At 64.8% G+C, this 20261-nt stretch carries 20 protein-coding genes and 1 tRNA gene; 9 read left to right on the forward strand and 12 right to left on the reverse strand.

Translation table 11 applies throughout. The features are described from left to right. Window positions 1-18: 18 nt before the first annotated feature. From ACU8YE_RS09645 to ACU8YE_RS09655, 3 genes are read right to left on the reverse strand one after another with little or no spacing between them, the layout of a single operon-like run. Window positions 19-444, reverse strand: coding sequence for a DUF2486 family protein (locus ACU8YE_RS09645; RefSeq protein ID WP_446928588.1), 426 nt, complete (start codon window positions 442-444; stop codon window positions 19-21). Continuing rightward, entirely contained in the window at window positions 441-869 is a 429-nt protein-coding gene (locus ACU8YE_RS09650; RefSeq protein ID WP_027680768.1) for a DNA polymerase III subunit chi, read from the reverse strand. The genes ACU8YE_RS09645 and ACU8YE_RS09650 overlap by 4 nt, the downstream gene beginning before the upstream one ends. A 22-nt stretch (window positions 870-891) precedes the next feature. Next, a complete protein-coding gene (locus ACU8YE_RS09655; protein WP_232040766.1) occupies window positions 892-2400 on the reverse strand; it encodes a leucyl aminopeptidase in 1509 nt (502 codons plus the stop codon). 134 nt (window positions 2401-2534) lie between these two features. On the opposite strand from ACU8YE_RS09655, the gene lptF reads away from it, so the two are divergent. From lptF to ACU8YE_RS09670, 3 genes are read left to right on the forward strand one after another with little or no spacing between them, the layout of a single operon-like run. Next, complete coding sequence (lptF, locus tag ACU8YE_RS09660; protein ID WP_147213297.1) at window positions 2535-3653, forward strand: LPS export ABC transporter permease LptF; 1119 nt, start codon at window positions 2535-2537, stop codon at window positions 3651-3653. Continuing rightward, complete coding sequence (lptG, locus tag ACU8YE_RS09665; RefSeq protein WP_260802000.1) at window positions 3653-4846, forward strand: LPS export ABC transporter permease LptG; 1194 nt, start codon at window positions 3653-3655, stop codon at window positions 4844-4846. The genes lptF and lptG overlap by 1 nt, the downstream gene beginning before the upstream one ends. Next, complete coding sequence (locus ACU8YE_RS09670; RefSeq protein WP_446928589.1) at window positions 4846-5217, forward strand: sirohydrochlorin chelatase; 372 nt, start codon at window positions 4846-4848, stop codon at window positions 5215-5217. The genes lptG and ACU8YE_RS09670 overlap by 1 nt, the downstream gene beginning before the upstream one ends. Before the next feature lie 10 nt (window positions 5218-5227). Here the strand turns inward: ACU8YE_RS09670 and ACU8YE_RS09675 are convergent, their stop codons facing one another. Together ACU8YE_RS09675 and ACU8YE_RS09680 are read right to left on the reverse strand one after the other, a co-directional pair. Then, window positions 5228-5629 carry a 5-carboxymethyl-2-hydroxymuconate Delta-isomerase gene (locus ACU8YE_RS09675; protein WP_446928590.1) on the reverse strand — a complete coding sequence of 134 codons (402 nt, stop codon included), beginning with the start codon at window positions 5627-5629 and terminating at the stop codon, window positions 5228-5230. A 29-nt stretch (window positions 5630-5658) separates the two neighbouring features. Further along, on the reverse strand, window positions 5659-6555 hold the full coding sequence (locus ACU8YE_RS09680; RefSeq protein ID WP_440476854.1) for a LysR substrate-binding domain-containing protein: 897 nt from the start codon (window positions 6553-6555) through the stop codon (window positions 5659-5661). A gap of 123 nt (window positions 6556-6678) precedes the next feature. Between ACU8YE_RS09680 and ACU8YE_RS09685 the strand changes: the two genes are divergently transcribed. After that, window positions 6679-7695 (forward strand): zinc-dependent alcohol dehydrogenase family protein, encoded by a 1017-nt coding sequence (locus ACU8YE_RS09685; protein ID WP_446928591.1) that lies wholly within the window; start codon window positions 6679-6681, stop codon window positions 7693-7695. A gap of 7 nt (window positions 7696-7702) precedes the next feature. Here ACU8YE_RS09685 and cobA read toward each other — a convergent pair whose 3' ends face one another. The 7 genes from cobA to ACU8YE_RS09720 form a co-directional block, all read right to left on the reverse strand. Further along, window positions 7703-8509 (reverse strand): uroporphyrinogen-III C-methyltransferase, encoded by an 807-nt coding sequence (gene cobA, locus ACU8YE_RS09690; RefSeq protein WP_232040772.1) that lies wholly within the window; start codon window positions 8507-8509, stop codon window positions 7703-7705. Between the two features lie 54 nt (window positions 8510-8563). After that, window positions 8564-9883 (reverse strand): sulfate adenylyltransferase subunit 1, encoded by a 1320-nt coding sequence (locus ACU8YE_RS09695; protein ID WP_232040773.1) that lies wholly within the window; start codon window positions 9881-9883, stop codon window positions 8564-8566. A 2-nt stretch (window positions 9884-9885) separates the two neighbouring features. Then, complete coding sequence (gene cysD, locus ACU8YE_RS09700; protein ID WP_446928592.1) at window positions 9886-10836, reverse strand: sulfate adenylyltransferase subunit CysD; 951 nt, start codon at window positions 10834-10836, stop codon at window positions 9886-9888. 20 nt (window positions 10837-10856) lie between these two features. Next, window positions 10857-11693, reverse strand: coding sequence for a phosphoadenylyl-sulfate reductase (locus ACU8YE_RS09705; protein WP_232043041.1), 837 nt, complete (start codon window positions 11691-11693; stop codon window positions 10857-10859). Window positions 11694-11695: 2 nt separating this feature from the next. Next, window positions 11696-12241: a DUF934 domain-containing protein gene (locus tag ACU8YE_RS09710; protein WP_316870024.1), complete on the reverse strand. Its 546-nt coding sequence runs from the start codon at window positions 12239-12241 to the stop codon at window positions 11696-11698. A gap of 18 nt (window positions 12242-12259) precedes the next feature. Continuing rightward, entirely contained in the window at window positions 12260-13921 is a 1662-nt protein-coding gene (locus ACU8YE_RS09715; RefSeq protein WP_232040776.1) for a nitrite/sulfite reductase, read from the reverse strand. Between the two features lie 125 nt (window positions 13922-14046). Further along, window positions 14047-14820, reverse strand: a complete 774-nt coding sequence (locus ACU8YE_RS09720; protein WP_045202820.1) for a sulfite exporter TauE/SafE family protein — start codon at window positions 14818-14820, stop codon at window positions 14047-14049. A gap of 155 nt (window positions 14821-14975) precedes the next feature. Between ACU8YE_RS09720 and ACU8YE_RS09725 the strand changes: the two genes are divergently transcribed. From ACU8YE_RS09725 to ilvD, 5 genes are all read left to right on the forward strand, one after another. Next, on the forward strand, window positions 14976-15917 hold the full coding sequence (locus ACU8YE_RS09725) for a CysB family HTH-type transcriptional regulator (RefSeq protein WP_316872980.1): 942 nt from the start codon (window positions 14976-14978) through the stop codon (window positions 15915-15917). 41 nt (window positions 15918-15958) lie between these two features. Beyond that, the gene (locus ACU8YE_RS09730) at window positions 15959-17128 is read left to right on the forward strand and encodes an ABC transporter substrate-binding protein (protein ID WP_446928593.1); all 1170 of its coding nucleotides are present in this window, start codon (window positions 15959-15961) and stop codon (window positions 17126-17128) included. Between the two features lie 21 nt (window positions 17129-17149). Continuing rightward, window positions 17150-18034, forward strand: a complete 885-nt coding sequence (locus ACU8YE_RS09735) for an NAD(P)-dependent oxidoreductase (RefSeq protein ID WP_446928594.1) — start codon at window positions 17150-17152, stop codon at window positions 18032-18034. A gap of 66 nt (window positions 18035-18100) precedes the next feature. Continuing rightward, window positions 18101-18185 (forward strand) — tRNA-Leu (locus tag ACU8YE_RS09740). Window positions 18186-18386: 201 nt separating this feature from the next. Further along, window positions 18387-20246, forward strand: a complete 1860-nt coding sequence (gene ilvD / locus ACU8YE_RS09745; protein ID WP_232040779.1) for a dihydroxy-acid dehydratase — start codon at window positions 18387-18389, stop codon at window positions 20244-20246. Window positions 20247-20261: the final 15 nt, after the last annotated feature.

The following is a 20261-nucleotide window of genomic DNA, read 5'->3' on the forward strand; positions in this document are numbered from 1 at the left end:
CGGGTTTTCTTTGTGCGATCAGCGCTGCGGCGGCTTCTGCTGCGCGGCCAACGCATCGTCCAGCGCCGCGCCCAGCCAATCCATCAGGCGGGCCTCCAGCGTGCGGGTCAACTCCGCCGCCAGCTGTTCACTCAGCAGCGACAGGCGCGACTCCATGGCGGCACGGCACTGCGCCTCGATCAACGCCGGCCATTCGGATTGGAAACGCCACATCACGTCACCCATCACGCGCGCCGCGTCGGTGCCTGCGGGCGGCATGGCCGAAGTGGGCGCAAGGCCCTGCTCGCGTAGGGCGGGCGGGACGTCCACGTTGGGAGCTTCAGCAGACGTGGGCGGATTCGCGGCGGGCGCTGCCGCAGGTGCCGCGTCCTCCAGCTCGACAATCTCCGTCAGGACGGGGATGTTGTTGTCCGTATGGGACCCGGAATAGCGTCCGTCGGTCATGCGCGCCCCACGTCGTGGTGTTGGATCGGATAACCGCGATCGCGGTAGAAACGGAAGCGATCGCGCGCAGCGGCGCGGTCGGCATCGTCATCGCCCACGATTTCGATCAACCGGCTGAAGCGCGCGAACAGTGCTGGCGGTTCAGGCGACAGGTTGACCAGGATGTCGTGATGCGGCGCGTCGTCCAGCGGCTCCGTTGCATCGGCCAGCAGGATGGGCGTCTGCGCAGCCAGCGGATGCCGCAGGCCGCAATGCGGCAGGAAATCGAGCTGGCTGAACGTCCACAACTGCGTGTCGAACGCTTCCAGCGCAGCATGATCTCCGACCACGATCACTTTCTGGCCCGCGCCGTAGGCCTTGCGCACGAGCCGGCAGGCATAGGCCAGCTTGCCGGGCACGTTGCTGTGGAAATCGACGCGGGTCATACGGTACCTTGCCTCTGCGTGATCAACCGCGGTCCATCAGGAAGCGTGTCAGCAGCGGCACCGGGCGGCCCGTGGCGCCCTTGGCCGCGCCGCTCTTCCAGGCCGTGCCGGCGATATCCAGGTGGGCCCAGTCGTACTTTTCGGTAAAGCGCGCCAGGAAGCAGGCGGCCGTTACGCTACCGGCCGGGCGGCCGCCAATGTTGCCCATGTCGGCAAAGTTGGACTTGAGCTGTTCCTGGTATTCCTCATCCAGCGGCATGCGCCACGCGGTATCGAGCGATTGCTTGCCGGCCGCCACCAGCGCGCCCGCCAGCGCATCGCTGCGGGCGTACATGCCGGTGTTGATGTGGCCGAGCGCGATGATGCAGGCGCCCGTGAGCGTTGCCACGTCGATCACCACCGCCGGCTTGAAGCGCTCCACATAGGTGAGCGCATCGCACAGGATCAGGCGACCTTCGGCATCGGTGTTCAGGATCTCGATGGTCTGGCCAGACATGCTGGTCACCACGTCGCCCGGCTTGGTGGCAACACCGCTGGGCATGTTCTCGCAGGTCGGCACCACGGCGATGACGTTCTGCTTGAGGCCCATTTCAGCCACAGCACGCAGCGTGCCCAGCACCGAAGCTGCGCCGCACATGTCGTACTTCATCTCGTCCATGCCTTCACCCGGCTTGAGCGAGATGCCGCCCGTATCAAACGTGATGCCCTTGCCAACCAGCACCACCGGGGCCTGCTTGGCCGGGCCACCCTCGTAGCGCAGCACGATGAACGCGGGCGGCTCCACGCTGCCCTTTGTCACGGCCAGGAAGGCCCCCATCTTCAAGGCTTCGATCTGCTTGCGGCCGAGCACTTCCACCTTGAGCTTGAAATCCTTGGCAATCTGGCGCGCGGTGTTGGCCAGGTAAGTCGGCGTGCAGATGTTGGATGGCAGGTTGCCCAGATCACGCGTGAGGTCCATGCCGTTGGCGATGGCGGTACCGCGCGTGGCGGCTACGCTGGCGGCCTTGGCGTCCGCTGCCGGCACGGCCAGCACGAGCTTGCGCAGACTGGTGCCGTTCTTGTCGCGCTTGCTCTTGAGTTCCGGATGACGCTCGATGAAGCGGTAGCTGGCCTCGCGGATGAGCGTGACTGCGGTCAGGACGGCCCAGGCGGTGTCCTTGTCGCGCGCGGCGTGCTCGGTGAGCGTCCACGTCACGCTGGCGGCCTTGGTGCCGGCCAGGGCGCGCAGTGCGGTACGCACGGCTTCGGCGTAGGCGCGGTCGGTGAAGTCGGCTTCCTTGCCCAGGCCGACCAGCAGCACGCGGGCAGCGCCCACGCCGGCCACTTCGTGCAGCAGCAGCGACGTGCCGCGCTTGCCTTCAAAGTCGCCCAGCTTGACGAGGCGGGCGACCAGGCCCTTGGTGGCCACGTCCAGCGCCTTTGCGGCGCCAGCCAGGGTCTGCGACTCGAACAGACCGATCACGAGGCAATCGCTCTTGGCGGCCAGGGCGCCTGCTTTGGCCCAGTCCAGGGCTTTTGTGCTAAATTCCATCGCGCTTCTCTCTATGAGGCGAGTCAACGAAAGCCCACATTATCCGCCATTTTGCGCGGGGGCTCCGATGGAACCTAGTGGGGCACGCATCGTCCCAACCTGGCCTAGACCTCGCCCTCCCTTCCCGCATCCGCATGATTTTTGAACAAGCCCTGCGACGCGAACTGTCCTTCACCGCCGGCGCCGTCTTCCTCGTGCTGCTGACGTTCATGCTGACCACCCTGGTGATCCGCATTCTCGGCATGGCTGCCAACGGCGAAGCGAACCCGAACGACGTCCTGCTCCTGATCGGCCTGGCAACGCTGGGCTACCTGGCGATCCTGCTGTGCGCCACGCTCTTCATCTCGGTATTGCTGGTGCTGACGCGCTGGTACAAGGATTCCGAGATGGTGGTGTGGTTCACCTCGGGCATCAGCCTGACGGATTTCATCCGCCCGGTGCTGCGCTTCTCGCTGCCGTTCATCGTGCTGGTGGCGCTGCTGGCCCTGTTCGGCTGGCCGTGGGCCAACCAGCAGAGTGCATTGTTCAGAGACCGCTTCGAGCAACGCGACGTGCTGTCGATGATCTCCGCCGGCCGCTTCATCGAGCCCGCGCACGGCAACTACGTCCTCTTTATCGAGGGCGTCGATAACGGCATGAAGCACGCCCGCAACCTGTTCGTCGCCAATGCCGAACAGGACAAGATCGGCGTGGCGATGGCCAAGACCGGCGAATTCAAGACCATGCCAAACGGCGACCGCTTTGTCGTGCTCGACAAGGGCCGCCGCTATGAAGGCACGCCCGGCAAGCTCGATTACCGCATCGTCGAGTTCGACAAATACGGCGTGAAGGTCGCCAACAAGCCGCCGCAGGCAGACGCCAACCTGCCCACCAAGAGCCGCTCCACGAAGGATCTGCTCGCCAACCCGACGCCCGAGAACCTCGGTGAGCTGGTCTGGCGGATCGGCCTGCCGCTGCTGGCGCTGAACTTCGTGCTGATCGCCATTCCGCTGGCCTACGTCAACCCGCGCCTGGGCCGCTACACACCGATGATCTTCGCGGTGCTGATCTACCTGACGTATTCGAACCTGCTGAACCTGTCGCAGGCGTGGGTCTCGCAGGGCAAGATGAATGTGTTCATGGCATGGTGGCCGATCCACCTTGTCGCCTTCATCTGCGCGGTGCTGCTGTTCCGTTTCCGCCATTACAGCGCGGCGGGCCTGAAAGGGATTTCCGCCTTGCTCGGCTTCGCGCCCAAGAAGGCGGGTGCGTGATGAAGATGCCGGTCTATGAGAAGTACTTCGCGCGTCAGATCTACGGCGTGTTCGTCTTCATCCTGTTTGCGGTGCTGGCGCTGTTCATCTTCTTCGACATGCTGGGCGAACTGGGCTCGGTGGTCGGACGCTACACCACGCTCATCGCGTTCTTCCACGTGATGCTGCAGGCGCCGACGCGCGTGTACGAAGTGATTCCGGTGGCGGCGCTCATCAGCGCCATCTATGTGTTCTCGCAGATGGCGAGCCAGTCGGAGTTCACGATCTTTCGCGTGGCCGGGCTCGATACGCGCCGTGCACTGCTGTCGCTGTTCAAGATTGCACTGCCGCTGGCACTGGTGACGTACATCTTTGGCGAATTCATCGGCCCGAAGGCCGAAGAGTACGCACAGAAGGTGCGACTGGAAGCACTGGGCGCGACGGTGTCGGCCGGCTTCCGCTCCGGCGTGTGGGTCAAGGATCGCGGCCCTGCCAAGCCGGACGGCACGGGTGGCGAAGTCACCCGCTTCGTCAACGTGGGCGCGCTGCAGCCGGACCAATCCATCAAGGGCCTGCGCATCTATGAATTCGATTCCGACTACCGCCTGAGTTCGATCCGCGTAGCCGAGCAAGCGCGCTACCAGGGCCACCAGAACTGGCAATTGAACGACGTGACGGAGACGCGTTTCATTGAGTTCCCGCGCAAGCCCGGCAGCGTAGCCCCGCAGGACACTGTGCAGGCCGTGCCCGGCGCACCCGATGCACTGGCGCCTGACTTCCGCGGCGAGCAGATCAAACTGCCGCAGCAGGAGATGCGCTCCGAACTCACGCCGCAGATCCTGTCCGTGCTGATGGTCACACCCGACCGCATGGCTACGCTGGACCTCTTCCAGTACATCCGTCATCTGCGCGACAACAAGCAGGACACGCAGCGCTACGAGATCGCGCTGTGGAAGAAGGTGGTCTATCCGTTCACCGTGCTGGTGATGATGGCGCTGGCCCTGCCGTTTGCGTATCTGCATGCGCGGGCGGGGGCGGTTGGCCTGAAGGTGTTCGGGGGCATCATGCTAGGGTTGTCGTTCCAGCTGGTGAACAACCTCTTCTCGCACGTCGGCCTGTTGAACACGTGGCCGGCCATCTTCACGGCCATCGTGCCGGGCGCGCTGTATCTTGCACTGGCGCTGGTCAGCCTGCGCTGGGTGGAGCGCCACTGATGGCCGACCGCGCACTTGTCCTCTTCGCGCATGGCGCTCGCGATGCCCGCTGGCGTGAACCATTCGATCGCCTGCATGCGCGTTTGGCTGCGCAGCAGCCTGACGTCGACACGCGCCTCGCCTTTCTTGAACTGATGGCGCCCGATCTACCGGGCACCATCGACGACCTGGCCGCAAACGGCACGCAGAGCATCACCATCGTGCCTGTGTTCTTCGGCCAGGGCGGACACCTGCGGCGCGATCTGCCGGCGCTGGTCGCGCAATGCGCGCAGGCCCATCCCACGCTCTCCATCCGCTGCGCCGATGCCGTTGGCGAAGACGACGCCGTGCTCGACGCCATCGCCGGTTACTGCGTGCGGCAACTCGGCTAAGCCAGACGTCCTACTGCGGTTCCGCGACGCGCGCAAAGCGCGCATGCACGTTGTTCTCGACGTGAAAGCCATGCGCGTCGAACTCCACCAGCTCCAGCGTCAACCCGAGATAGCGGCGCGCAAACACGTCGACCAGATGTGCGCACATGGCGGCGAACATCGCGGCGCAAATCGGGCCCGTCACGGCTTTTTGCCGGCCCGCCTTGATGCGGAAGGTCACGTGGATGAAGGCGTCGTCTTCCGCGCCGTCGGCCATGCGGTACTGATCGAGCCGCAGCGCGCGCGTGCGAATGCCACCAACGGGAAACACATCCGCATGGCCGATCAGCACATCGTTGAGCACGCGCATCAGCTCAGGAATGCGCGCATCGGCTTCGACATTGGCGGTGTATTCGATGATGACGTGCGGCATTCGCGGGCGTCCAGAAATGGCATAGGTGATTAACGCGCCACTGCCGCGCCGGTGGACAGCGCCGATTCGAGCGCATCCACCACCCGCGCCATGCGGCCGAGCGACGGTGCGCGCTGCACGCAGACGTCCCACTCGGCGGGCGCCGAGGTGAGCTTGTGCACCGACAGCGAACCCTCAGCGATTTGCTGTCCGATCAGCCTCACGGGCGCAAACCCGAGCCCGAAGCCTTCGGCCACCAGCGCGTGCTGTAGCGGCACCGATTGCACTTCTGCCGCGACGTTTGGCGTCAACCGATCCGCTTCGAAGCGGCCGAGAAGCCAGGCGCGCATCTCGCATCCGGTGGGGTTCAGCACCCACGCTTCGTCAGTGACCTGCGCCATCGACAGCGTGGCCGGCAGCTTGCGCGCGGGCGCGGCAATCAGGCTGACGGGCTCGGTGCCGATCACGCGAATTTCCGCATCGGCATGGTTACCGCGGGCGTTGGACGGCGTCAGCCACAGCGCGGCGTCCAGCTCAGCGCGTTTCAAGCGTTCGCGCAGCACACCGCCCCACTCGCAGCTCAGGCGGAATGACACGGCCGGAAAGCGCTCTCGCAAGCCCGACAATACGCGCGCAAACCGCGCATCGCCCACCGCATGGCTCACGCCCACGCGCAGCGAGCCCTCCGGTTCGCCACTCGCGCGCACGCTGGTGCGCAGCGCCTCGAACTCCCCCACGATGGCGCGACAGCGTGCCAGCACTGCTTCGCCTTCAGCTGTCAGGCGGAACGGCTTGACGCGCCGGTCGAATAGCACCGTATCCAGCGCGCGCTCCAGCCGCTGGATCTGCTTGGTGACGGCCGGCTGCGTGAGCGGCAGGCGCTCGGCCACACGGGCAATCGAACCGGTCTGCGCCAGCAGCACGAAGGTGCGCATTTCCTCAAGCATGAAGACATTCCCAATTGTTATGTTTTGTTTGAGCAAATTGAATTGGATTCATCTTAGGCAAGGCGCCACAGTATCGCCAGACGCGCTGTTGCGTTGCTTTCCCCCACGGAGGACACGGACACCATGAAAGCCCTGGCACTGACCGACGGTTACGGCATCGACGCCCTGCGCCCCATCGAGCGCGACACGCCCACACCCGCCCCCGACGAAATCATCGTGCGCACGCACGCCGCGTCGCTCAACTACCGCGATCTGGAAATTGTCTCCGGCACGTTCTTCACGCGCTTTCCGCTGCCGCTGATCCCGCTGTCGGATGGCGTTGGGGAAGTCGTGGCCATTGGCGAGAACGTGACGCGCGTAAGCATTGGCGATCGTGTCGCAGGCACCTTCTGGCAACGCTGGGACGGCGGAGACTTCCGCAACGCCGACACGCGCCGCATGCTCGGCGGCCCGATCGACGGCTGGCTGGCCGATACCATCCGCCTGGACGCGGGCGGCGCGGTGGTTGTGCCGCCGCACCTGAGCGACACCGAAGCCGCCACCCTGCCCTGCGCGGGCCTCACCGCCTGGCATTGCCTGATTGAGGCTGGCGGCCTGCAGCCCGGCGAGACGGTACTCGTGCAGGGCACCGGCGGCGTCTCAATGTTCGCGGTGCAGTTCGCACTGATGGCGGGGGCGAGGCCCATCGTGCTGTCGAGCAGCGACGCCAAGCTGGAGCGCGTCCGGGGGCTGGGTGTGCCGGAGTCGGACACGATCAACTACCGCGCGACGCCCGAATGGCACGAAGCGGTGCTCGCGCGCACGGACGGCCGCGGCGTCGATCACGTCATCGAAGTGGGTGGCGGGGGCACGCTGCAGCGCTCGCTGAAAGCGTTGCGGGTGGGCGGGCAGATCCACTTGGTCGGCTATCTGGCCGGGCGCGAGGGTGGCGTGAATCCGCTGGAGATTTTCGCGCGCAAGGCGGTGATCCGGCCGGCGTCGGTCGGATCGCGCGCGTCATTCGAGGCGATGAACCGGGCGTTGGCGCTGCACGGCTTGCACCCGATCGTCGATCAGGTACGGCCGTGGCAGGAAGCGCGGGAGGCGTTCCGGGCGATGGAAACCGGAACGGTGTTCGGGAAGGTGGCGCTGGCGTTCTGAGCTTCGCTCAGGCGGCCAGGATGTGCGGCTCGCTGACGAGGACTTCCGGCGCGGATGCCGTGGCCCGCGCGGCAAACGCGTCGCCGATCATCAGCAAGCTCGGATGCTCAGGGTTGATCCACTGCGCGGCGGCGCCATCGGCCATTTGCCGCAGCGTGAAACAAGCCGAGCGCTGCTCGGGCGTGGTTGCAGCCTCGACCACCCAGGCAGGCGTCGACGGGGCGCGGCCACGGGCGATCAGGTCTGCAGCGATGGAAGCGGCTTGATCGCGGCCCATGTAGTAGACGAGCGAATCGGCCTGCGCCACGGGTTCCGGCACAATGCCTTCGGGTTGCGGCGTATCCGGATCGGCCGCCTTGGCTTGCGTAACAAACGCGACGCTGCGGGCGACGCCGCGCTTGGTTAGCGGCTGGCGGATGGCGGACGCGGCTGCCAGCGCTGCCGTAATGCCCGGAACGATTTCGTATTCGATGCCGGCCTGCTCGAGCGCCTGCAGTTCCTCGTCAGCACGGCCAAACAGCATCGGATCGCCGCCCTTCAGACGCACGACGCGCTGGTACTTGGTGGCCAGGTCGACGAGTTGGCGATTGATGAAGCGCTGCGCGGTCGAACGCTTGCCGCAGCGCTTGCCGACCGCAATCAGCACGGCCTGCGGGCAGTACTGGAAGACCTCGGGCGAGACCAGTGCGTCATGCAGCACGACCTCGGCTTCGCCCAACAATCGTGCACCGCGCACCGTGATGAGGTCCGCCGCGCCCGGGCCGGCACCAATCAGGCTCACGCGGCCGAGTGTTTTGGGGGTCTTCGCTTCCATTGCCTAGGTTCCTTTGCCTTTTCCTGCGGGGCGCACTACCGCGCCCCATCCACATCAGGAAAATGCACGGATCATGCCAGCCGCCACTGTATGGTGCGTGGCTTCGTCCACCAGGATGAACGCGCCGGTCGCCGGGTTGTCACCGTACGCGTCGCACACGATCGGCTTCTGCAGGCTGATATTGACCGTACCGATATCGTTGAGCGCGATCTGCTTGCGGCCGGTTTCGTGCGACAGCGTATGCACGTCGAGCACACGCTCCACATCCGACACGCGTGCAAACACGGTGGCCGTGGTGTGCTTGAGCACGTATTTGCGGGCCGGGTTCAGTTCGTGTTCGTCGAACCAGCACAGGTCGGCGTGCAGTTTCTTGGCTGCGTTGGCGGCAGTGGTCGGGGCAGCGACGATGGTGTCGCCGCGCGAGATGTCCACGTCGTCCGCCAGGCGCACGGTGATGGTCTCGCCGGGGCCGGCGGATTCAGCCGCGCCATTGGGCGTCAGCACCTCGGCCACCGTGGTTTCGCGGTTGGCAGGCAGCACGCGCACGGCTTGGCCGACGCGCACTGTGCCGGCTTCCACACGACCCATGTAGCCGCGGAAATCATCGGCTTGCGAGCCATCCTGGCGCGCCACCAGCTGCACCGGGAAGCGCAGCGCATCGTCGCCCGCCGGAGCGGTCTCTTCCACCTTCAGGTCTTCGAGCAAAGCCAGCAGCGGCTCGCCCTGATACCACGGCATGGCTTCCGATGCGTGCACGATGTTGTCGCCGCGCAGCGCCGACACCGGCACATAACGGACGTCGCGCAGGCCCAGTTGCGTGGCCAATGCATCGTAGGCGGTACGGATTTCGTTGAAGCGCGTTTCGCTGTAGTCGACCAGATCCATCTTGTTGATGGCCACGATCACATGTTGCAGCTCCAGCAGCTTCACGATGGCCGAATGGCGCTTGGTCTGGGCCAGCAGCTCCGTCTTGCCATCGACGGTCGTCACACGCGTGGCATCGATCAGGATGATGGCAGCGTGCGCGGTCGAGGCGCCGGTCACCATGTTGCGGGTGTACTGCTCGTGGCCCGGCGTGTCGGCAATGATGAACTTGCGACGCGCAGTCGAGAAATAGCGGTACGCCACGTCGATCGTGATGCCCTGCTCGCGCTCGGCTTCCAGGCCGTCGGTCAGCAGCGAGAAGTCGATCTGCTCGCCGGCAGTGCGCTTGTTCTTGGCGTTGGCCAGCGCTTGCAGCTGGTCGGTCAGCACGGCCTTGCTGTCGTACAGCAGGCGGCCGATCAGTGTGCTCTTGCCGTCGTCAACGGAACCGGCGGTGATGAAGCGCAGCAGGCCTTGGTGCGATGCAGGATGCGTCGAATGCGTTGTCATGATCAGAAATACCCTTCCTTCTTGCGCTTTTCCATTGAGGCTTCGCTCGTCTGGTCGTCCATGCGCGTGGCGCCGCGTTCAGTGATTTCGGTGACGGCCGTCTCGGCGATGATCTCGGCCGGCGTGGCGGCAGTGCTCGCCACCGGGCACGTGCAGCTGATGTCGCCCACGGTGCGGAAGCGCACCGACAGGACTTCACTCACGTCGCCATCGGCCTTGGGCGTGATCGACGTCACCGGCACCAGCAGGCCGTTCTTGCGCACAACTTCACGTTGATGCGCGTAGTAGATCGGCGGCAGGGCCAGGTTCTCGCGGGCGATGTACTGCCACACGTCGAGTTCCGTCCAGTTGGAGATCGGGAACACGCGCATCTGCTCGCCTTGCGCCATGCGGGCGTTGTACAGGCTCCAGAGTTCCGGGCGCTGCGCCTTCGGATCCCACTGGCCGAATTCATCGCGGAACGAGAAGATGCGTTCCTTCGCGCGGGCCTTTTCTTCATCGCGCCGGGCGCCGCCCATCAGGGCGTCGAAGCCGTGCGATTCGATCGTTTCCAGCAGCGTGACAGCCTGGGCGGCGTTGCGCGAGTCGGTTTCCTTGCGCAGGCGCACCGTGCCGCGCTTGATGGAATCTTCCACATGCCCGACCACCAGACGCGCACCCAGCTTGGCAACCTGCTCGTCGCGGAAGGTGATCACTTCCGGGTAGTTGTGCCCCGTGTCGATGTGCACCAGCGGGAACGGTAGATCGATCTTGCGGTCACCCAGGCGGAATGCCTTGAGCGCCAGATGCAGCATGACGATCGAATCCTTGCCGCCGGAGAACAGCAGCGCCGGGTTGCGGCACTCGGCCACCACCTCGCGGATGATGTAGATCGACTCGGCTTCCAGCCAGTCGAGGTGTTCGTTCTGCACAGGCGTCAGGGCCGTGCCGGGGATCTCGCTCATCACTCCCATGATTCTTCCTTCGCTTTCGCTCAATTCTTTTGCGACAGATTCGTCGCCGAATTTGTCACCGCATTTGCCGCATGCAGACCGCATTCCTTGCTGTCGCGCGATTCCCACCACCACCGGCCGGCACGCACGTCCTCGCCGGCACGCACCGCGCGCGTGCAAGGCTCGCAGCCAATGCTGGGATAGCCCTTGTCATGCAGCGCGTTGGTCGGCACGTTGTGCTGCTCGAGGTAAGCCCAGACTTCGGCCTCGGACCAGTCGAACAGCGGGTTGTACTTGGCGATGCCGCGCGCGGTGTCGTCTTCGGCAAACGGCAGGTCGGCACGGGTGACAGCCTGCTCTCGGCGCTGGCCCGTGAGCCATGCGTCGGCGTCTTTCAGTGCGCGGTTCAGCGGCACCACCTTGCGGATGTTGCAGCAGGCCTTACGCAGCTCGATGCTGTCGTAAAAGGCGTTGAGGCCATGGTCGCGTACGTAGGCTTCCACCGCGCGAGCGTCCGGTGTGTATTGCTCGATCGCATAACCGTAGTGCGCGCGGATGCGGTCGAGCATCGCGAGCGTTTCGGCATGCAGGCGCCCGGTTTGCAGCGTGAAGATCGGCAGGTGCGCGCGTACGGCTTCGGGGCTGCGCAGGATGGCATCTGTCACGACCATGTCTTCGGCGGCCAGGCTGGTGGCGAACTTCGCCACGCCGTGCTTGGCGGCAATCTCGGCCAGGCGCTCAAACAGCGCAGCTTCCTTGGCGGCCAGGGCTTCCGCCGTGCCGGTGTAGACGGGGCGCGCCCACAGCACGGGGCGCCCGATTGCGGACACCGGCACTTCGGACACGGCGATCTCTTGGCCTTCTTGTGCGTCACTCAGGCTCACGCGGCCTCCTGGACAGCACGCTCGCGGCGGAACAGCGGGCGCGGTTCATCGACGGCGCCTTGGTACCGCACGCTGATCTCGCCAAAGCCATTCAGCGCGTCGTCGATGTTCTTGTCTGCGCGCACGGCGTAGGCGTCAAAACCGCAACGGCGCATGAAGTCGAGCTGATCGCGCAGCACGTCGCCAATGGCGCGCAACTCACGCGTAAAGCCCAGGCGCTGGCGCAGCAGGAACGCGGTGCTGTAGCCGCGGCCGTCACGAAAGACCGGGAAATCCACCGCCACCAGCGACAGGTTCGGCAGGTCAGCCTCCAGCGCGAACGGCTCGTCGTCCGGAGCGAGCCACACCGCCAGCGTGCCAGCGCGGGCGCGGCCGAGCAGCGCATCGCGGTTGGCTTGCCAATAGGCCAGCGGCACGATGGCGTGCGCAGCGGCCTCCACGTCGGCTTGCGTCAGTTCGCCCCCTTCCGGCGCACGCAGCACGGCCCATTCGTCAGCCACGACTTGCGGGGCACCGTTTTGCAGCTTGATGATCTTGCTCATGTTCATTTCCCTCGGCGTTCAGGCTTCTTCACGGGCGTAGACGCGTTCCTTGAACGGAGCCATGCCGATGCGGTGATAGGTGTCGATGAACAGCTCGTCTTCCGTGCGGTTGGCAACGAAGGTGTCGATGATGCGTTCGATCACGTCGGGCATTTCTTCAGCCTTGAACGACGGGCCGATGATCTTGCCGATCGCCGAATCGTTGCCCTGCGCGCCGCCCAGCGACACCTGGTACCACTCCTCTTCGTGCTTATCGACACCCAGGATGCCGATGTTGCCGACGTGGTGGTGCCCGCACGAGTTGATGCAACCCGAGATGTTGAGCGAGAGCTCGCCCAGATCGTGAACGAAGTCCAGATTGTCGAAACGGGCCTGAATTGCTTGTGCGATGGGGATCGACTTGGCGTTCGCCAGCGAGCAGAAGTCGCCGCCCGGGCACGCAATGATGTCGGTCAGCAGGCCGATGTTTGCGGTGGCCATGCCGTGTTCCTTGGCCAATTGCCACAGCTCGAACAGATCGTGCTTCTTCACATCCGGCAGGATCAGGTTCTGCTCGTGCGCGACACGCAGCTCGCCAAAACCAAAGCGCTCGGACCAATCCGCCACCAGCGACATCTGCTCGGCCGTCGCATCACCCGGCGGCAGCGCCGCGCCCGGCTTGAGCGACAGCGTAACGGCAGCGTAGCCCGGCACGCGGTGCGGATGCACATTGCGGCTCACCCAGCGGGCGAACGCCTTGTTCTCCAGCAGCGCCTTTTCGTAGGTGGCGTCGGTGTCGGCCAGCTTTTCATACGCGGGCGGCGCGAAGAATTGCGCCACGCGGTCGAACTCGGCCTGCGGGATGGTCGACGGGCCATCCTTGATGTGCTGCCACTCTTCTTCCACCTGGCGGGCGAATTCTTCCGCGCCGATGGCCTTCACGAGAATCTTGATGCGCGCCTTGTACTTGTTGTCGCGGCGGCCGTAGCGGTTGTACACACGCACGGCAGCCTCGATGTACGACAGCATGTGCTGCCACGGCAGGTCTTCCTTGATGATCGCGCCCAGGATCGGGGTGCGCCCCATGCCGCCGCCGGCCAGGATGCGCAGCAGGGTCTGGCCGTTCTTCTCATAGGCGTAGACACCAATGTCGTGCAGTTGCGTCACGGCACGGTCTTCGCGCGAGGCCGACACGGCGATTTTGAACTTGCGCGGCAGGAACGCGAATTCAGGAATGAACGTCGACCATTGGCGCAGGATTTCTGCAAGCGGACGCGCGTCGATCACCTCGTCCGGTGCCACGCCGGCAAACTGATCCGTCGTGATGTTACGGATGCAGTTGCCCGAAGTCTGGATGGCATGCATCTCCACCGAGGCCAGCTTGGCCAGGATGTCGGGCACCTGCTCCAGCTCGATCCAGTTGTACTGGATGTTCTGGCGCGTGCTGAAGTGGCCGTACCCGCGATCATGCTCGGCGGCGATGTGGCTGAGCATGCGCAGTTGCTTGGCGCGCAGATGGCCATACGGAATCGCCACGCGCAGCATGTAGGCGTGGCGCTGGTAGTACAGGCCATTCTGCAGGCGCAGCGGCAGGAACTCTTCTTCCGTCAGTTCGCCCGAGATACGGCGGCGCACCTGGTCGCGAAACTGCTCTACGCGGTCTGCGACGAGGCGGTGGTCGTAAGCGTCGTATTGATACATGACTGTTCGGTCCAATCCGGCTGGGCCGGCGTGCGATTCAATTTGGGGAAAGCGTTTCGTTATGGTGCTGCTGCCGGCTCAGCGACAGCAGCCACAATCAAGCAGGGCCGGCATGCGATCACGCATCACGACACCAGCTTGATGGCCGTGATCGTCAGCGTGGCGGCAAGCGCGCCGCGCACCAGACGTTCCGGCAGATTCTTGGACAGGCGCGCGCCCAGCCAGATACCCGGGATGGAGCCCACCAGCAGCGACACCAGCAGGTTCCAGTCGATCGTGCCCAGATACATGTGGCCCAGGCCCGCCACGGCGGTCAGCGGCACGGCATAGGCGATGTCGGTGCCGGCCACTTCGGCGCTCTTCAATTCGGGATACAGGATCAGGATGAGCGTCGCGCCCACGGCGCCTGCACCAATGGACGACACCGTCACCAGCACGCCCAGCACCACGCCGACGATGACCGTGGCCACGGCCAGTGCCGTGCCCTGCAGACGATAACGCGGGTTGGCCGCCAGCCAGCCCAATACGCGCTGACGGAACAGCAGCGAAATCACCGTCAGGATGACCGACGCGCCGATCGTCACGCGAATCACGTGCATCCACTCCGCATCCAGGTTGCCGGCCGTCTTCAGCACGATCACCGTCACCAGCGCGGCGGGCAGGCTGCCCAGGCAGAGGCGCTTGACGATGTCCCAGCGAATATGACCGTGGCTACGATGTGCGATCGTGCCAACGCCCTTGGTCAACGAGGCAAATGCCAGGTCCGTGCCGACAGCGGTCGCTGGCGAAAAGCCGAACATCAGCGTCAGCAGCGGAGTCATCAGCGATCCACCGCCAACGCCCGTCAGGCCGACCAACAGGCCGACCAGCAAACCGGAAACCGTATAGGCGAGCGTCATGGCGCGGGGGACAGTGAGGGCGTGTTATCACGAAGTTCGAGCATCGTAATGAACGCGCCTCATATCCCAAACCAATAAAAAATTGTTTGTTTATATGGTGTCGGTTATAAGTAGCGTTCAGTTCGCACCCGTTCTTCTTTATCGACCGCGCAGCCATGAACCTTCACCAATTCCGCTTCGTGCGCGAAGCCGTGCGGCAGAAATTCAACCTGACAGAGGCCGCGAAAGCGCTCTATACATCACAACCCGGCGTCTCCAAGGCGATCATCGAGCTGGAAGAGGAGCTGGGCGTCGATATCTTCACCCGGCACGGCAAGCGCATCCGGGGTCTCACGGAACCGGGCAGACGCATCCTGGCCTCGGTCGAGCGCGTGCTGGAAGAGGTCGAAACCCTCAAGCGCGTCGGCAAGGACTACGCTGCGCAGGACCAGGGCAACTTCACCATCGCCACCACGCACACGCAGGCGCGCTACGCGCTGCCCAAGGCGATTGCCGAGTTCACGCGCAAATACCCCAAGGTTCGCCTGTCCATTCAGCAGGGCACGCCCGCGCAGATTGCCGAGATGGTCCTGCACGACCAGGCCGACCTTGCCATCGCCACCGAAGGCATGTCGCATGTGAAGGATCTGATCTCGATCCCGGGTTACCAGTGGCAGCATGTGGTGGTCACGCCGCCTGATCACCCGCTTCTGTCTCGCCAGCACCTGACGCTGGATGACCTGAAGGGTTATCCGATCATCACATACGACCAGCACTTTGCCGGGCGCCCCAAGATCGACCACGCCTTCGAGCTGCGCCAGATCAAGCCCGACATCGTGCTAGAGGCCATCGACGCGGATGTCATCAAGACCTACGTGGAAGTGGGCCTGGGCGTCGGCATCGTGGCGGGCGTCGCGTTTGACGCAGAGCGCGACCGCAACCTGCGCGCGATTCCGGCCGGCCACCTCTTCGGCACCAACGTCACGCACCTCGGCGTCAAACAAGGCGCGTATTTGCGCGGCTTCGTCTACACCTTCATCGAACTGTTTGCGCCGACGCTCACGCGCAAGCTGGTAGAACAACTCATGTCCGGCGATCACGAAGCGTACGAGCTCTGATTCGCCCGCAATTGCAATTGCCCAACTTCCCCGGAGATTTCATGACGACCCGACGTCGCCTGCTGTGCGGCCTCGCGCTCCTTGCCAGCGCAGCCGCCATTGCCCTGCCCGCCCAAGCCGACATCCGCGTGGGTGTGGTGCTGTCGACCACTGGCCCCGCTGCGGCCATTGGCATTCCCAGCAAGAACACCGTGCAGATGTGGCCCGCGACCATCGGCGGCCAGCGTGCGCAGGTCATCATCCTGGACGACGCATCCGACCCGTCGATGGCGGTGCGCGACGTGCGCAAGCTGATCGCCGAAGACAAGGTGGATGTGATCGTCGGCCCGACGATCGTGCCGACGGCGCTGGCCTCGCTCGACGCGGTGGCTGAAGGTCAAACGCCGATGATCACGCTGGCCGCCTCCGCTTCCATCGTCGAGCCGCAGGACGCCAAACGCCGCTGGGCCTTCAAGATGCCGCAGAACGATTCGCAGATGGCCACGCTCGTTACGCAGCACATGGCGGACAGCGGCGTGCACACCGTCGGCTTTATCGGCTTTACCGATGCGTATGGCGAAAGCTGGTGGCGTGAATTCTCGAAGCTGGCCGAAGTGCGCAAGCTGCACGTGGTGGCCAACGAGCGCTTTGCGCGCACAGATACCAGTGTGACCGGCCAGATTCTCAAACTGATGGCCGCCAGGCCCGACGCCATCCTGATTGCCGGCGCCGGCACCCCGGCCGCCCTGCCCCAACGCACGCTGGTCGAGCGCGGCTACAAGGGCCACATCTACCAGACGCACGGCATCGCCAGCACGGAATTCCTCAAGGTGGGCGGCAAGGACGTGGAAGGCACCCTCTTCCCGACCGGCCCCGTGGTGGTGGCGCGCGAGCTGCCGGCCAGCCATCCGGTACGCAAAGTCGCCGTGGAATTTGCCGATCGCTATGAAGCCAAGTACGGCCCCAACACCGTCACGCAATTTGCGGGCGACGCATGGGGCGCGTGGCAGTTGCTCGACAACGCCACGGCCCGCGCGCTCAAGACCGGCGCCAAGCCTGGCACACCCGCTTTCCGCGCCGCCCTGCGCGACGCGCTGGAAAACACGCGCGATCTGACTGTGCCCAACGGCGTGCTGAACCTGAATGCCCAGGATCACCAGGGCTTCGACCAACGCTCGCGCGTGATGGGCATTATCAAAAACGGCCGCTTTGCTTACGCTGGCCCGCGCTAATCCAACACGCACAGATCTGCCATGACACGTATCGCCTTCATCGGCCTCGGCAACATGGGCACGCCGATGGTCCAGCACCTGATTGCCGCCGGGCACACCGTGCGCGCCTATGTGCGCCGTCCGGAGGCCGCCGACAATGCGCGCGCCATCGGCGCCGAGCCCTGCAGCACCCCTGCGGAAGCCGCACGCGACGCCGAAGTCATCTTCACCAACATCACCTCCACGGCCGATGTGGAAGGCGTGCTGCTGGGCCCGGATGGCGTCGTCCATGGCGCACCGCGCGGCGCTGTGTGCATCGACCACAGCACGATCTCCGCCGTAGCCACGCGCCGCATTGCGGCCGAGCTGGAAGCAGCAGGCATCGAATTTCTCGATGCGCCGGTTTCGGGCGGCACCATGGGCGCGCAAAAGGCCACGCTGTCGATCATGGTGGGCGGCAAGCCTGAGGTGCTGGAACGCGTTCGGCCGCTGCTCGAACTGCTGGGCACGACGATCACACACGTCGGCGATCACGGTGCCGGCCAGGTAGCCAAGGCGTGCAACCAGATCGTGCAGGTCATCAATATTCAGGGCATTGCCGAAGCCATGCTGTTTGCACGAGCCCAGGGCACCGACCCGTCGCGTGTTTTGGCAGCCATCGGCCCGGGCTTTGCGGGCAGCCGCATGCTCGACATGATGGGCCCCAAGATGGCAGAGCGTAACTTTGCCGCCGGCATCGAAGCCCGCCTGCATGACAAGGATTTTGGCCTCGTGCGCGAGATCGCCCAGGAACTCGGCCTGCAGATGCCGGCGATGGAGCTCGTGGCTTCGCAGCTCAATACGCTGGTCGCCAATGGCTGGGGATATGACGATACGGCGTCGCTGCTGCGCGTGCTGGAGCAGCAGAACAATCAACAGGCGGATTGAGCATCTTCCAGCCCGCCTTGTTTGGCTGGCCAGACTTCTGGCATAATTGCCGGCTCATCAGCACCCGCCCGAGTGGTGAAATTGGTAGACGCAGGGGACTCAAAATCCCCCGCCGCAAGGCGTGCCGGTTCGATTCCGGCCTCGGGCACCAGAATTCAAGCCGCTTCTGTTCACGCAGAAGCGGCTTTTTCATTGGCACTCACCAACCCGACGACAGCCAGCAACGCGCCCCGCCAGGCGTGGGATAATGCGGGTTTTGCCCCGGGCGCGGCTCAAGAGGTTGATCGCACGGGCGCGCGAGGGCCTTTATCCGCGTGGCCCGCCCCACCATCGACTTTCTTCAGCACCCAAAATGCCCGCATACCGTTCCAAAACCTCCACCGCCGGCCGCAACATGGCGGGGGCACGCTCGCTCTGGCGCGCCACCGGCATGAAAGATGAAGACTTCCAGAAGCCGATCATCGCGGTGGTCAACTCGTTCACCCAGTTCGTGCCCGGCCACGTGCACCTGAAAGACCTCGGTCAGCTCGTCGCGCGCGAGATCGAAGCCGCGGGCGGTGTTGCCAAGGAATTCAACACGATTGCCGTGGATGACGGCATCGCCATGGGCCACGACGGCATGCTGTATTCGCTGCCCAGCCGCGACATCATTGCCGACTCGGTCGAATACATGGTCAACGCGCACTGCGCCGACGCCATGGTGTGCATCTCCAACTGCGACAAGATCACCCCGGGCATGCTGATGGCCGCCATGCGCCTGAACATTCCGGTGATCTTCGTCTCGGGCGGCCCGATGGAAGCGGGCAAGACGCGCCTGGCCAACCCGGTCACCAAGGCCATCGAGATCAAGAAGCTCGACCTGATCGACGCGATGGTGATCGCGGCCGATAGCAAGTATTCCGACGAGGAAGTGGCCGAAGTCGAGCGCTCGGCATGCCCGACCTGCGGTTCGTGCTCGGGCATGTTCACGGCCAACTCGATGAACTGCCTGACCGAAGCCCTGGGCCTGTCGCTGCCGGGCAACGGCACCGTGGTCGCCACGCACGCAGACCGCGAGCAGCTCTTCAAGCGCGCCGGCCACCGCATCGTTGAACTGGCCCGCCAGTACTACGAGCAGGACGACGAACGTGTGCTGCCGCGTTCGGTCGGCTTCAAGGCATTTGAGAACGCCATGACGCTCGACATCGCGATGGGCGGTTCGACCAACACGATCCTGCACCTGCTGGCCATCGCACAGGAAGCCGAGATCGACTTCACGATGGCGGACATCGACCGCCTTTCGCGCGTCGTGCCGCAGCTGTGCAAGGTTGCGCCGAACACGAACAAGTACCACATCGAAGACGTGCACCGCGCCGGCGGCATCATGGCCATCCTGGGTGAGCTGGACCGCGCTGGCAAGCTGCACACCGACGCTCCCACCGTGCACGCGCCCACGATGAAGGACGCGCTGGACCAGTGGGACATCGTCCGCACGTCGGACGAAGCCGTGCAGACGTTCTACCGTGCCGGCCCCGCCGGTATCCCGACGCAGGTCGCGTTCAGCCAGAACACGCGCTGGCCGAGCCTGGACCTTGACCGCGCCGAAGGATGTATCCGCTCGAACGAGCATGCGTTCTCGAAGGAAGGCGGTCTGGCCGTGCTCCGGGGCAACATCGCGCTGGACGGCTGCGTGGTGAAGACCGCCGGCGTGGACGAAAGCATTCTCGTGTTCGAAGGCACGGCGCACGTGACCGAATCGCAGGACGAAGCGGTCGCGAACATCCTCGCCGACAAGGTCAAGGCCGGCGACGTGGTGGTCGTGCGTTACGAAGGCCCGAAGGGTGGCCCCGGCATGCAGGAAATGCTGTACCCGACGAGCTACATCAAGTCCAAGGGCCTGGGCAAAGCCTGCGCGCTGCTGACGGACGGCCGCTTCTCGGGCGGCACGTCGGGCCTGTCGATCGGTCACTGCTCGCCGGAAGCGGCTGCAGGCGGCGCGATCGGCCTGGTGCGCAACGGCGACAAGATCCGCATCGATATCCCCAACCGGACGATCAACGTGCTGGTGTCGGACGAAGAACTCGCGCGTCGCCGCGAAGAGCAGAACGCCAAAGGCTGGAAGCCTGCGCAGCCGCGTCCGCGCAAGGTGTCGGCCGCGCTCAAGGCGTACGCCAAGCTGGTCATGTCGGCGGACAAGGGCGCGGTGCGCGACCTGTCGCAACTGGACGACTGATGCGTCACGGGCCAA

The organism is Ralstonia sp. VS2407, assembly GCF_052950655.1.